Source organism: Mesorhizobium sp. SEMIA396, assembly GCF_024518615.1.
In the GTDB taxonomy this organism is placed as follows: Bacteria; Pseudomonadota; Alphaproteobacteria; order Rhizobiales; family Rhizobiaceae; genus Mesorhizobium.
The window spans coordinates 423,355-437,424 of sequence record NZ_JANIFC010000003.1; the positions used below are offsets into that span (position 1 = coordinate 423,355).

Consider the following 14,070-nt stretch of genomic DNA (forward strand, 5'->3'; position numbering starts at 1 on the left):
ATGCCCTTGGACGTGGCTGCCGCAATCAATTCGATTGACATGACCACGGGCCCATAGTGGTTCGTTGGCATGTCCAATGACAAGAATAACCTCCTCGAATCTTGGATGCTCCAGCGCTTGAAACAAGTCGAGGCTGCGCTGGCGCATCGTGAGTGGCTTGTCGATGGACAGTTTTCCGCCGCCGATATCTTAATGACGGACGTACTTTGGATACCCATGGTCATGGCTGCCGGCAGTTTTCCGACAACATGATGTTACGTCGATCCATCCTGCGACGGCTAGACGGTGCATTTTGCAGCGGGCGACAAGTCCGTGGCAATCTGTGGCAGGGCGCAATGTCTGGTCGGAGATCAACCTGCGTTTCAGGTTGATCGGAATAGCATTTATAGCTGCGGTGGTTTTGTTCCTGTATTGTTCTTGATTATCCCAGAAATCTATGTTTGTGTTGGGCGATGTCGTTGGCCGCCTAGCCGTGTAGGCTTAGGCACGCAGCATATCCGGGGGCATAGAAATGGTGGCGCGGGTTCGCACGGTCGCTTTTCAGGGCATCGAGGCCGTGCCGGTCGACGTGCAGGTGATGATCGCGCCCGGCAAGGTCAACATGCACATCGTCGGCCTGGGCGACAAGGCGGTGGCCGAAAGCCGCGAGCGGGTGCAGGCCGCACTGCATGCTTCCGGCCTGTCGATGCCGTCGAAGAAAGTCACGGTCAATCTGGCGCCGGCCGACCTGCCGAAGGAAGGCAGCCACTACGACCTGCCGATCGCGCTTGGCCTGATGGCTGCCCTTGGCGCCATTCCGGGCGACATGCTGGCCGGCTATGTCGTGCTTGGAGAATTGTCGCTCGACGGCACGATTGCCGCGGTCGCCGGCTCCTTGCCGGCGGCGATCGCCGCCAATGCCGAGGGCAAGGGCCTGATCTGCCCGTTCGCATGCGGGCCGGAAGCGGCCTGGGCTGGTCGGGAATTCGACATTCTGGCGCCGCGCAGTCTGATCGCCATCGCCAATCATTTTCGCGGCACGCAGGTGCTGTCGCGCCCCGAGCCCGGCATTCATGCCGCCGCTCTGGATTTGCCTGACCTCGCCGACATCAAGGGCCAGGAGACCGCCAAGCGGGCGCTGGAAGTGGCCGCCGCCGGTGGGCATAATCTGCTCATGATCGGACCCCCGGGATCCGGCAAATCGATGCTGGCGCAGCGGCTGCCGTCGATCCTGCCGCCGCTGGCGCCGAAGGAATTGCTCGAAGTCTCGATGATCGCCTCGGTGGCAGGAGAGCTCGGCGAAGGTAAGCTGACCGACCGGCGGCCGTTCCGGGCGCCGCACCACTCGGCCTCGATGGCGGCGATGGTCGGCGGCGGTATCCGCGCGCGGCCGGGCGAGGTGTCGCTGGCCCATCACGGCGTGCTGTTCCTCGATGAGTTTCCCGAGTTCACGCCGCAGACGCTTGATGCGTTGCGCCAGCCGTTGGAGACCGGCGACTGCATGATAGCGCGAGCCAATCATCGCGTCACCTATCCGGCGCGTATCCAGCTGGTGGCGGCGATGAACCCGTGCCGCTGCGGCATGGCCGGCGAGCCGGGCTATCGCTGCCTGCGCGGCGAGCGTTGCCGTACCGACTATCAGGCGCGCATTTCGGGTCCGCTGCTCGACCGCATCGATCTCAGGATCGAAGTGCCGGCGGTCTCGGCCAGCGACCTGATCCGGCCCGACCGGGCGGAGAAAAGTGCCGATGTGGCGCTGCGTGTGGCACGCGCCCGCACCATCCAACGCGAACGTTTCGAGCGGCTCGGCGCCACCCGCGCCACCACCAACGCGCATTGCGCGCCCTCGGTCATCGACGAGATCGCCATGCCGGACGCCGCCGGCCTGTCGCTGCTCAAGGACGCCAGCGAAAAGCTCGCCTTTTCGGCGCGGGCCTATCATCGCGTGCTGAAGGTGGCGCGGACGCTCGCCGATCTCGACGCCAGCGAAACCGTCGGCCGAATCCATCTGGCCGAAGCGATCTCCTACCGCATGAGCTCGGAGCGGATGGCGCAGGCGGCGTAGGTCCGCCGACAAGCCGACCTCGCCACATTGCCTTCCGCGATCACGCCATAACCCGGCCTCCGCGAATCGATCATCTCCACGGTGCGGCGGACCTGATTGTCCGCTTGGCCGGCGTCCTCACCACCCAACGGCCCCCACCGACCGGACGCCGGCCATTTTCTTCCTCTTCCAGAAAGCGTGGATGTCATCGGCGTCGGACCAAGGTCCTGGCCTCCGCATTGACATTCCTTATTTAGACAATGCGAATATGGTGTGGCCGGGGAGCCCGCTATGTTCATTGACTACTACGAAGTTTTGGAAGTTAGCCCGAACGCCAATTCGGAAACGCTGGAGCGCATATTTCGCTATTTTGCGATGCGCTATCATCCAGACAATCGCGAAACCGGCGATGAAGCCCGTTTCAGTGAAATCGTGGAAGCCCACAATACGCTCAAGGATCCGGTCAAACGCGCACAATACGACATCGCGTACAGGGACCATGCCGGCCTTCGCCGTGAATTGACCGAGGAAGCCAGCAACACCAAAGGCATCGAGCGTGACGTCGTGATCCAGGCCAGGCTGCTGTCGCTGCTTTACGCGAAGCGCCGGCACGACGTCAGCAATCCCGGGATCGGAGATGTGGAGCTCGAACGCTTATCAGGCTGTCCGCGAGAGCATCTCGAATTTCATCTCTGGTATCTGAAAGCGAAGGCCTGGATAGCAAGAGTGGAAAACGGGACGATCGCGATTACGGTGGAAGGCGTCGATCGGGTCAACTCCGAACACCGTCGCGATCCCACCATCCGGCTCCTGGACCATACAGCTCCCTGACGCCTCACCCCGGAGAAAGCAGGCCGAAAACCCGCCGCCCATACACGACACTGGCCTATTCAGCTCTGCTGCGCCTTCAGTTCCAGCCGCCGCGCGTGCAGCACCGGCTCGGTGTAGCCATTGGGCTGGACGCGGCCCTTGAAGACCAGGTCACAAGCGGCCTGGAAGGCGATCGACTTGGCGAAATCGGCCGCCATCGGCTGGTAAAGCGGGTCGCCCTCGTTCTGGCGGTCGACGATGTCAGCCATGCGCTTCATCGTCGCCATCACCTGGTCCTCGCTGCACACACCGTGGTGCAGCCAGTTGGCGATGTGCTGTGAGGAAATACGCAATGTGGCGCGGTCTTCCATCAGGCCGACATCGTTGATGTCAGGCACTTTCGAGCAGCCGACGCCCTGGTCGATCCAGCGGACGACATAGCCAAGAATGCCCTGCGCGTTGTTGTCGAGTTCCTTCTGGACGTCTTCGGGCGACCAGTTCGGCCGCACGGCCACGGGCACCGACAGGATGTCGTCGAGCTTCGCCTTGGGCTGGTTCTTCAGCGCCGCCTGCACGGCGTGGACGTCGACCTTGTGATAGTGCGTGGCATGCAGCGTCGCCGCCGTTGGCGACGGCACCCAGGCAGTGTTTGCGCCGGCCTTGGGGTGGGCAATCTTCTGTTCCAGCATCGCCGCCATCAAATCCGGCATCGCCCACATGCCCTTACCGATCTGGGCGTGGCCGGCCAAGCCGCATTCCAGCCCGATGTCGACATTCCACGCCTCGTAGGCGGAAATCCAGGCGGCCTGCTTCATGTCGCCCTTGCGGATCATCGGGCCGGCTTCCATCGAGGTGTGGATCTCGTCGCCGGTGCGGTCGAGGAAGCCGGTGTTGATGAACACGACGCGCGCTTTTGCGGCGCGGATCGCCTCCTTGAGGTTGACGGTGGTGCGCCGCTCCTCATCCATAATGCCCATCTTGATGGTATTCCTGGCCATACCGAGCAGCGCTTCGACGCGGTCGAAGATCTCGACGGCGAAAGCGACTTCGTCGGGCCCATGCATCTTGGGTTTCACGACATACATCGAGCCCGCGCGGGAATTGGCGCGGCGGCCGTTCGGCCCTACATCGTGCAGCGCGATCAGCGCCGTCATCGCCGCATCCATGATGCCTTCCGGAACCTCGTTGCCGTCGCGATCCAGTATCGCCGGGTTGGTCATGAGGTGGCCGACATTCCTGACCAGCATCAGCGAGCGGCCGGGCACGGTCAGCGTGCCGCCGGCGGGCGCGGTGTAGGAGCGGTCAGGATTGAGCTTGCGGACAAAGCTCTTGCCGCCCTTGGTGATCTCTTCCGCCAAATCGCCCTTCATCAGGCCGAGCCAGTTGCGGTAGATGACGACCTTGTCTGGCGCATCCACCGCCGCGACCGAATCCTCGCAGTCCTGGATGGTGGTCAGCGCCGATTCCAGGATGACATCGGCGATGCCAGCCGGATCGGTGCGGCCGATCTGGTTGTTGCGGTCGATCGCGATCTCGATGTGCAGGCCGTTGCGCACCAGCAGCACCGCATCGGGATTGGCCGCGTCGCCACGGTAGCCGACGAATTGCCTGGGGTCGGCCAGCGTCGTCGAGCCGGCGCCGGCGCTCAGCCGCAAGGCACCTTGCGCCAGCGACAGACCATTGACGCCGGCCCATTTGCCTAGGGTGAGCGGGGCAGCCTCGTCGAGAAAGGTCTTCGTCCAGGCAACGACCTTGGCGCCACGCGCCGGATTGAAGCCCTTGCCCTTTTCGGCGCCATCCGTTTCGGGGATGGCATCGGTGCCGTAGAGCGCGTCGTAGAGCGAACCCCAGCGCGCATTGGCGGCGTTGAGCGCATAGCGCGCATTCATCACCGGCACGACCAGCTGCGGTCCGGCAACATCAGCAATTTCGGGGTCGACATTGTCGGTCGATACGCTGAAGGCCGGGCCTTCGGGAACGAGATAGCCGATTTCTTTCAGGAAGCCCTTGTAGGCCTCCATGTCGACCGGCGCGCCATGCTCGCGATACCAGCCGTCTATCTGTTCCTGGATGGCGTCGCGCTTTGCCAGCAGCGCCCGGTTCTTCGGCGCCAAATCATGGATGATGGCCGAAAAACCGTTCCAGAAGGCGTCCGCTTCGACGCCCGTGCCCGGCAGCGCTTCCCTGGCCACGAACTCATGCAGCTCGCGGGCAATCCGCAATCCGGCGATCTCGATGCGGTCGGTCATCAGGCTACTCCAGATGAAAGGCTTTGCGGGCCTTTGGCATGTCAGGTTTGCCGGGTCAATTCAGCTTAGGGTGAAGGTGGCGTATTTCGCCGCCCCGCTCAAACCGCAATCCTTGGCCTTCCCGAGGCCACCGCCACCACATGCGCCTCGATGAACATGCGCTGGGCTTCGACGGTCGAGACGCGGAATTCGGTGGCGACGTCGATCTCGGCGCTGTCGGTGCCGGCCTCCATAGCGCGCTCCGCGACGATGGCGCGGACATCGGCCTCGGCCGCCGCGATCGCTGTCGCCTCGTCGAGGAAATCGCGCACGGTCTCGCCCGAGGCGAGACGAAACAGCCCTTCCATGGGCTGGCTGACCCGCGCCTCGGCCGAAACCCTGACCTGGCCGACGACGGCGCCGAGCGCGTTGGCGACATCGGTATCCCTGGGCACCACGCAGTCATTGCCGATCAGCGGCGGCAGCCCGGCATAGTGCAGCGGCGCCGAGGCGCCGAGGCCGATGACCGGGCGGTCGAGCGCAACGCTCAGGCGGGCAATCCCGGGATGGGCGTCGACCGCGCGCTGCACCAAGGCATGCGCCACCGTCGACGCGCCATCGAGCCCATCCTCGGCAAAGGCGGTCTCGAGGATATACTCGGCCGACCAGCGCGTCAGCGTCACCAGCACCCGTTCCGAAATCGCTTCCGGCGAAGCTGCGATGTTCTGGCCACGGCCGTCACGCTTGCGGGCGAACAGTTCGGCGCCGAGGCGCGCGGCGATGGGATCCCAGTTCGCCTGCTTGCCGAGCACGTGGGCAGCGTCCGACGGGGTGAAGCCGGCGACATGCACCAGCCCGCGCGACACCAGCCGGTTCAGCGTCGCGTTCTGCGCGTTCGAGGTCAAAAGCCTGTCGACGGCGAGCGGCACGGCACCAATCAGCTCGTAGAGCTTGGCTTCGGCGCCGGTCAGGCCTGCGGCGAGCCGGTCCGGCACGCCGGTGCGCACCGCGAAGCGGCCGTCCATGCGGCCGGGATTGGGCGCCCGCAGCTGGCGTTCGAGTTCGGAGGTGACAGCTGTACCGTGCGCCATGCCGGCCAGCGCCAGCGGCACCAGGCGGCGCGGCCCGAGCAGGATCTTCGGGTTGAGCACGCCGTCCTCCAGCGTCACTTCGGAATCGCCGCCGAGGCCGAAGGTGCGCATGGCGACAGCCTCGACCATGGTGCGGAAGCCGCCGACGGTGGCGCCTTCCGGGTCGAGCCTGGGACGGCCGCCGTCGAGCACGGCGACGTCGGTTGTGGTGCCGCCGATGTCGGAGACCACAGCATTGTCGAGCCCGGTCATGTGGCGGGCGCCGACCAGGCTGGCGGCCGGGCCGGACAGGATGGTCTCGATCGGCCGCTGGCGGGCAAAAGCGGCCGAAACCAGCGCGCCATCGCCGCGCACCACCATCAGCGGTGCCGCGATGTTGCGTTCTCCAAGAAAACCTTCGGTTGCCGCCACCAGGCGGTCGATCATCGAGATCAGCCTGGCGTTGAGCAAAGTGGTCAGCGCCCGGCGCGGACCGCCGAGCTTGGCCGACAGCTCGTGGCTCGATGTGACCGGCAGGCCTGTCTTTTCGCGGATCAACTCGCGGGCGGCGATCTCATGCGCCGGATTGCGGGTGGCAAAATAGGCGCAGACGGCAAAGCCGGACACCGAGGCGCCGAGTTCCGGCAACGCCGCTTCCAGTCCGGACAGATCGAGCCTGGCGGCATTGCCGTGCACGTCGTGGCCGCCCGGACAAAACACCACCGGATCGGTGCCGAGCGCGGCCTTCAGCCCGTCGCGGGCGAGGTCGCCCTCGGAAAAGCCGATCATCACCAGCGCGACGCGGCCGCCCTGGCCCTCGACAAGCGCGTTGGTGGCAAGCGTCGTCGACATCGACACCAGCTTGATATGAGCCGGATCGGTTCCGGCTTTCTGCAGCACCGCATCGACGGCGCCGGAAATGCCGACGGCAAGATCATGCCTTGTGGTCAGCGCCTTGGCCTTGGCCAGCACCTTGCCCTTGTTCGGGCCTTCTTGCGGGCCTTCCGTTTCAGACCACAACACGGCATCGGTATAGGTGCCGCCGGTGTCGATCCCGAGGAACAGCGGCTTTGGCTTGGTCTTGGCGGTCATTTTTGGCGGCGGTCCGGGTGGCAATTTATTTGTCCCTGCCCTTAGCCGATACGGAGCGGGCGATAAAGCCGCGAGCGCTGGGCCACGGGTAATCTCCCCCCTCGAGGGGGAGATGTCGCCAAAGGCGACAGAGGGGGTCGGCAAGACTGGATGCGACTTCATACGAGGCGAAAGAGGAAGCCAGCGCTCTACGCGAGACGACCCCCTCTGGCCTGCCGGCCATCTCCCCCTCAAGGAGGGAGATCGCAGCTACCCCACAAACCCCACCTTCTTGTGCGTCCCATCGCAGAACGGTTTGTTGGCGGAATGGCCGCAGCGGCAGAGGAAGGCGCGTTGCGTACGATCGACCGTATGGCCGGTTCCGGTGACGATCTCGAGATTGCCCTCAAGCTTGAGCGGGCCATTGGTGGTCGGCGTCACTTTCAGCGGACCGTTCCTCGCTTCGAGCGCCAGCGTGTCCTTCAGCGGCGGCTCGCCGGTGGCGGCAAAACCGGATTTGTTGTGGCTGCCGTCGCAGAACGGCTTGTTCTCCGAAGCGCCGCAGCGGCAGAGCGTGGCACGATAAGAAGTCTCGCCGTCGAGCACGATCTCGGCGTGTACCGCCAGCGGGCCGTTTTCCCGCAGCCGCACCGTATTGACCACCGGTGATTGCTCCTGCGGCCCGCCATCCTTCCTGACATAGGTGATGGCGCCCGACGGGCAGCTTTCGGCGATGGCGACGATCTTCTCGACGCTGGCCGCTTCGGGATGGATCCATTGGCCCGGCGCGTTGGGCACGAAGACATGCGGATCGCCGAGCACGCAGTTGCGCGAGTGGATGCAGCGCTTGCCGGAAAACCCGACGTCGATCTTGTCGCTTTCGACCATGCCGGCCATAGCTGGGCTCCTTTTGCCTGAAGCACGTCGCGTCTGAACAGTTCGAGGCGGCGCGCGCTGGGTATTTGCACAGGCTATGGCTCCGGCCCGAAGACCGTCAAGCTGGCAAACCGGTCAGGGGACCAGCTCGATCTCCTCGGTCTCGCCGCCGCTACAGGTGTAGCAGCAATCCTCGCATTTTTCCGTGTTGCCGGGACCGACGCCCCAATAGGTGCCCTCGTCGCCATCGACCCAGGCGCCGTAGCAGATCGATTCGCCCGCGTTGCAGGATATCGGCAGCTGCTTGGTCTCGCCGTCGTCGAGGAAATAGTCCTTGTCCTCGCCCGGCCAGACATAGTCGCGATCCTGGCTGTAGAGCTCGACGCGCATGGCGTTCGGGTGGCTGTTCTTGATGGCGAAGGTGACATCGTCGGCTTGCGCCGCCGACGCAACCAGCATGACGAAGGACAGCGCGGCCAGCATGCGGCGCGCATAGGCATGAAACATGATAACCCCCGAATATGCGGCCCACCCGGCCGCGGGGCGACCATTGCATGCAGCGCTGAATCGCGGAAGTGGACCGGACGGGCCGATCCCTGACTTAATTTGGGTCCAACGAAACTTCCGCGCTCTACGGCACCAGATCGATCGTCTCGGTCGAGTGTTCCACGCAGATGAAGCAGCAGGTGTCGCAGGGCTGGTCATTGTCCGGCCCGACGCCGGCCGAGAGGCTGTCGTTGCCGTCGGCCCAGGCGCCATAGCAGATTTGTTCGCCCTGATTGCAGGACAGCGGCACGGATTTCTGCGACTCGGGTTCGATCAGGAACACCTTGTCATTGCCCGGCCAGACCGTCTCACGGTCGCGGCTGAACAGCTCGACCGCGACAGATTCCTTGCGCAGGTTCTTCACGAAGAAGGCCATGTCTGCGGCCTGCGCCGAGGCGGTGAAGACCAGCGCCGCCAGTGCAACCATACGAAACAGCGTCACGACCTGGATCTCCCGAATCATCGCGGCAGAATCGCATGCCTGCCCGTAACTAGGAAGGCGCGGAACCCTGCGTTGCGATGTCTTGCCCCAGCCGCACCGTTTCATGCACCAGAAGGTCGAGATCCTCGCGCCGTGTGCGATGATTGGTGATCGCCACGCGCAACCAGTGCTCGCCATGCACCGTGGTGTCCGAAAGGGCCGCAATGCCCTGTTCCTGCAGCCGCAGCATGATCTCCGTGTTGAGCGCCTTCAGAGCCTCGCCTGTCAGACCGGGCTGATAGCGGAAGCAGACGATGTTGACGGTCGGCGATGCCGCCAGTTGCAACTGTGGCGCGGCCTCGATCAAGCCGGCAAGATAGACGGCCTGGGCAATGTTCTGGTCGATCAGGCGGCCGAATTTCTCGACGCCGTGCTCCTTCAGCGCCATCCACACCTTCAGCGCGCGAAAACCGCGCGACGTCTGCAGGCCGTAATCATGCAGCCATTCGCCGGAAGCAAGGCCGCGCGGCGTCGATTCGAGATACTCCGGCGTCACCGCGAAGGTCCGGCGATGCGCCGCGGCATCCCTGACCAGGGCGCAGCCGACCTCAAATGGGGCGTGCAGCCATTTGTGGGGATCGAGCGCGACCGAATCCGCCCGTTCGATGCCGGCGACGCGATGCGCGTTTTCAGGCGCAATGGCGATCAGCGCGCCGATGCAGCCGTCGACATGGAACCAGAGGCCTTCCTCATGTGCCAGCTTCGCAAGCGCCTGCAAATCGTCGATCGCCCCGGTGTTGACGGTGCCGGCCGTACCGATGACGCAGGCCGGCTTGAACCCTGCTGCGCGGTCCTCAGTGATCGCCGCACGCAAGGCAGCGATATCGATGCGCAGCCCGCTATCGGTCGGGATGCGGCGCAGTGCCCGGTTGCCGAGGCCGAGTGCCTCCATCGCCTTGCGGTGGCACGAGTGTATCTGCTCCGAGCCGTAGAAGCGCAGCGGCTTCTCGATGGCAGCAACGCCATGCTCGCGCACGTCGATGCCGGCCTTGACGTTGCGCGCCACGGTCAGCCCTATGATGTTGGCCATCGAGCCGCCGCTGACCAGCGTGCCGCCGGCAGAAGCCGGAAAGCCCAGCATCTGCTTGCACCAGTTCACCACCTGGCTGTCCATCAGCCCGGCCGCGTGGTTGCCGCCGCCGAGGTTGGAGCCCTGGATGGCCGCCAGGAAATCGCCAAGCGCCCCCGTGAAGTTGCTCGACCCCATGTACCAGGACCAGAAGCGCGGATGGATGTTGCCCATCGGATAGGACATCACCGTGCGCGAGACCTCGCCATAGACGGCGGCAAGCGGCGCCGGCGAGCGCGGCAGCGGCGCCGAGAAGGCCTCTCTCACATCGGCCGGCATCTCCCGCCAGACCGGGCGGTCGCGCACATCGCGGAGATAATCGACCGCATCGTCGATGACGCGGTGCGACAGGGCCTGCACATCGGCCCAGTCTAGGGGATCGAGCGTTTCCTCGGCCACCAGGCCGAGGTTTTCTTGCATGGCGTCCATACCAGATCTCCCGTCAAGTCGCCGGGAACTGGCAGCCGGGCGTCGAGCGCGACAGGGCGGCCTCCTCGGCATCCATCTCGGCCTCGATGCCATCGAACAGCGGCGTCGACATGTAGCGCTCGCCGGTGTCGGGCAGCATGCACAGGATCACCGCGCCGGCCGGCGCCTTCTCCGCGACCTGCCGTGCCACGGCGAAGGTGGCGCCGCCGGAAATGCCGGTGAAGATGCCCTCTTTCCGCGCCAGTTCCCTGGCCCATTTGATGCCCTCGGGCCCGGCGATCGGCATCACCTCGTCATAGAGGCTAGTGTCGATCGCCTCCTGCAGCACGTTGGGGATGAAGTCCGGCGTCCAGCCCTGGATCGGGTGCGGCTCGAAGGCCGGATGGCTGGCGGCGGGGGCACCATCGGCGCCGCGCTGCTGGACCTTGCCGCTGCCGATGAGCTGCGCGTTGGCCGGCTCGGAGAGCACGATGCGGGTTTCCGGGCGCTCGCGGCGCAGCACGCGCGCCACGCCTACCACCGTGCCGCCGGTGCCATAGCCGGTGACGAAGCAATCTAGCCGCGAGCCGGCGAAATCATTGACGATCTCGCGCGCCGTCGTCGCCTCGTGGATGGCGGCATTGGCGGCCGTCTCGAACTGGCGGGCGAGGAACCAGCCATTGGCCTCGGCCAGTTCCACCGCCTTCTTGTACATGCCGAAACCTTTTTCGGCGCGCGGCGTCAGCACCACCTTGGCGCCCAGCATGCGCATCAGCTTGCGGCGCTCGACCGAAAAACTGTCGGCCATGGTGACGACCAGCGGATAGCCCTTCTGCGCGCAGACCATGGCGAGGCCAATGCCGGTGTTGCCGCTGGTCGCCTCGACAACTGTCTGGCCCGGCTTCAGCGCACCGCTGCGCTCGCCCTCCTCGATGATGTTGAGCGCCAGCCGGTCCTTCACCGAAGCACCGGGATTGAAGTACTCGGCCTTGACGTAGATCGTCGCGTGGGCCGGTCCGAGATTGTTGATGCGCACCACCGGCGTGTCGCCGACGGTGTCGAGAATGCTGTCGAACAAGCGGCCGCGCCCGGCCGTGGTTCTGATCTTCTGCTGCTGCAACATCTTGGTCTCCTTGATTGTCATCGCGTTTTGTCTTCACGGGCCGGTTACAAACCGGCGGGTTGGGCGACGAGGTTTGGTGACCTTGCCGCGCTAGGACTGACATGCCGCACAGCGGCAATGGCTGCATCCGGCGCTGAAATCCGCTGCCGGATGCGCCGTGTCGTGTTTGGTGATACAGGAGAGGCCGACAGGCCAGCGTGGGAGCAGGCGTGGAAACGCACGTGGAATCCAGCCGATCGAGGCCGGACGGCGACATGCCGGTCCTTTCCGTGCGCCTGCTCGGACCGCTGGCGATCTCCCGCAATGACGTGCCGGTTACGTTGCCGTCGTCACGCAAGCTGCGCGCTCTGTTGGCCTATCTGGCGCTGGCGCCGCATCCTGTCAGCCGCAGCCGTCTGTGCGAGCTGCTGTGGGACGTGCCGAACGATCCAAGGGGCGAGCTGCGCTGGTGCCTGAGCAAGCTGCGCGGCGCACTCGACGCGCCGGGCCGACACCGGGTCGTGACACAGGGCGACACGGTAGCACTCGATCTGAGCGATTGCCTGGTCGATGCGCTGGAGGTCAGCCGCGCCGCCGCGCAAGGGATCGGCACGCTTGATGTCGGCCGCTTGCGGGCGCTGGCCAAACTGTTTGCCGGCGATTTCCTCGACGGGCTGGAGCTCGAGCGCAGCCCGCATTTCAACAGCTGGCTGATCGCGCAGCGCCGCCGCTTCAGCGCTTGCCATGCCGCCGTGCTGGAACGGCTTGTCGCGAGCCTGCCGGCGCATAGTGACGAGGCGATCGCCCATCTCGACACATGGGTGGAACTGGCGCCGTTCGACACGCGTGCGCATGCAGCACTGCTGTCCAATCTGGCCGGGCGCGGCGAGGTCGCCGCGGCAGAGCAGCACCTGGCTTCGGCGGAGCGATTGTTCCGGTCGGAGGAGCTTGATTTCGCACCGCTTCGCGCGGCCTGGCAGGCGATCCGTGAACAACGGCCCGGGGCCTCGCTACGGACACAGGCGGCCTGCCTGTCCACGCTATCGCCACTGGTGGCCACCATGCCCGCCGCACCCGGCCCGGTCGAGCCCAGCCACGCTTCGCTGGCGGTGATGCCGTTTGTCGAGGAGAGCGGCGGCACGCGCGGCGGATTGGCCGACGGTTTCACCCACGACATCATCACCCGCCTGGCCAAGCTCAGGGATTTCTTCGTCATCGCGCGCGGATCGGTGTTTGCGCTGGCAGAGCAGAACATCGCGCCCGAGGATGCCGGCCGCCGGCTGAATGTCGACTATGTCGCCACCGGCACGGTGCGCAGCCCGTCTGGCCGCCTCATCGTCGGCGTCGAACTAATCGAGGTGCGCAGCGCCAGGATCGTCTGGGCCGAGACCTTCGAGCGCAGGCCCGATGACATCTTTTCCGTGCTCGACGACATCGGCAACAGTATCGTCTCCTCGATCTCGGCCGAGATCGAAACCGTCGAGCGCAACCGCGCCATGCTGAAGGCGCCCAACTCGCTCAACGCCTGGGAAGCCTACCATCGCGGCCTCTGGCACATGTACCGCTTCACCCAGGCGGAAAACGAACAGGCGCGGCATTTCTTTGCCCAGGCCTTGCAGCTCGACCCGACCTTTGCCCGCGCCTATGCCGGCCTGTCCTTCACCCACTGGCAGAACGCCTTCCAGCGCTGGGGCGACCGCGACCGCGAAAGCGCGCTGGCCTTCGAGAGCGCCGGACACAGCCTGCTGGTCGACGACCACAATCCGGCCGCGCATTGGGCGATGGGCCGGGCGCTGTGGCTGCGCGGCGAGCAGGACGGCTCGCTGCTCGAACTCGAGCGGGCTGTCGATCTCAGCCCCAACTTCGCGCTTGGCCACTACGCGCTGTCCTTCGTGCATTCGCAGTCGGGCGACCCGCGAGCGGCGATAGGCTCTTCGGATCATTCGCGCCATCTCAGCCCGTTCGACCCGCTGCTGTTCGGCATGCTGGGCGCACGCGCCATGGCGCATGTCCGGCTCGGCCAGTTCGAGGAAGCGGCCGAATGGGCGCTGAAGGCGGCGGCGCGGCCCAACGCCCACGCCATCATACTGGCGATCGCCGCGCACTGCCTGGCGCTGGCCGGACGGCTCGACGAGGCGCGCGGCTTCGCCGCCGCCATTCGCAAGACAAGGCCGGACTATTGCGCCGACGATTTCATCGGCACCTTCCGCTTCGAGCCGGACGCCGTGGCGCTGTTCCGGCAGGGCGCCAGGCTTATCGGGCTGAACTGAAGCCTGGCTCGCCATCTCTGGGATCGCCTGGGAATTTCGCCTCAATTCCGCCGGGTTAACGAAGTCGGAAGGAGTTGTTTAACTGTTTGCGGCTATGTCACCGCGTGGGGGACGAC

At 65.3% G+C, this 14,070-nt stretch carries 11 protein-coding genes; 4 read left to right on the forward strand and 7 right to left on the reverse strand.

Annotated elements, in window-relative coordinates:
* Positions 1 to 69: 69 nt before the first annotated feature.
* From NP503_RS11495 to NP503_RS11505, 3 genes are all read left to right on the forward strand, one after another.
* Positions 70 to 252, forward strand: coding sequence for a glutathione binding-like protein (locus NP503_RS11495; protein WP_127269651.1), 183 nt, complete (start codon positions 70 to 72; stop codon positions 250 to 252).
* A 259-nt stretch (positions 253 to 511) separates the two neighbouring features.
* Positions 512 to 2,044 carry a YifB family Mg chelatase-like AAA ATPase gene (locus NP503_RS11500; protein WP_127269776.1) on the forward strand — a complete coding sequence of 511 codons (1,533 nt, stop codon included), beginning with the start codon at positions 512 to 514 and terminating at the stop codon, positions 2,042 to 2,044.
* A 270-nt stretch (positions 2,045 to 2,314) separates the two neighbouring features.
* Entirely contained in the window at positions 2,315 to 2,854 is a 540-nt protein-coding gene (locus NP503_RS11505; RefSeq protein WP_127269222.1) for a J domain-containing protein, read from the forward strand.
* 59 nt (positions 2,855 to 2,913) lie between these two features.
* Here NP503_RS11505 and NP503_RS11510 read toward each other — a convergent pair whose 3' ends face one another.
* The 7 genes from NP503_RS11510 to cysK form a co-directional block, all read right to left on the reverse strand.
* Positions 2,914 to 5,082: a malate synthase G gene (locus NP503_RS11510; RefSeq protein WP_127269223.1), complete on the reverse strand. Its 2,169-nt coding sequence runs from the start codon at positions 5,080 to 5,082 to the stop codon at positions 2,914 to 2,916.
* Positions 5,083 to 5,180: 98 nt separating this feature from the next.
* Complete coding sequence (locus NP503_RS11515) at positions 5,181 to 7,223, reverse strand: hydantoinase/oxoprolinase family protein (RefSeq protein ID WP_127269773.1); 2,043 nt, start codon at positions 7,221 to 7,223, stop codon at positions 5,181 to 5,183.
* 249 nt (positions 7,224 to 7,472) lie between these two features.
* On the reverse strand, positions 7,473 to 8,099 hold the full coding sequence (locus NP503_RS11520; RefSeq protein WP_127268750.1) for a CDGSH iron-sulfur domain-containing protein: 627 nt from the start codon (positions 8,097 to 8,099) through the stop codon (positions 7,473 to 7,475).
* A gap of 114 nt (positions 8,100 to 8,213) precedes the next feature.
* Positions 8,214 to 8,585: a hypothetical protein gene (locus NP503_RS11525; protein ID WP_027040247.1), complete on the reverse strand. Its 372-nt coding sequence runs from the start codon at positions 8,583 to 8,585 to the stop codon at positions 8,214 to 8,216.
* Between the two features lie 124 nt (positions 8,586 to 8,709).
* Positions 8,710 to 9,066, reverse strand: coding sequence for a hypothetical protein (locus tag NP503_RS11530; RefSeq protein WP_127268751.1), 357 nt, complete (start codon positions 9,064 to 9,066; stop codon positions 8,710 to 8,712).
* A 49-nt stretch (positions 9,067 to 9,115) separates the two neighbouring features.
* Positions 9,116 to 10,603, reverse strand: coding sequence for an aspartate aminotransferase family protein (locus NP503_RS11535; protein ID WP_127268752.1), 1,488 nt, complete (start codon positions 10,601 to 10,603; stop codon positions 9,116 to 9,118).
* A gap of 13 nt (positions 10,604 to 10,616) precedes the next feature.
* Positions 10,617 to 11,705: a cysteine synthase A gene (gene cysK, locus NP503_RS11540; protein WP_127268753.1), complete on the reverse strand. Its 1,089-nt coding sequence runs from the start codon at positions 11,703 to 11,705 to the stop codon at positions 10,617 to 10,619.
* 254 nt (positions 11,706 to 11,959) lie between these two features.
* Between cysK and NP503_RS11545 the strand changes: the two genes are divergently transcribed.
* Positions 11,960 to 13,954: a BTAD domain-containing putative transcriptional regulator gene (locus tag NP503_RS11545; protein WP_127269770.1), complete on the forward strand. Its 1,995-nt coding sequence runs from the start codon at positions 11,960 to 11,962 to the stop codon at positions 13,952 to 13,954.
* Positions 13,955 to 14,070: the final 116 nt, after the last annotated feature.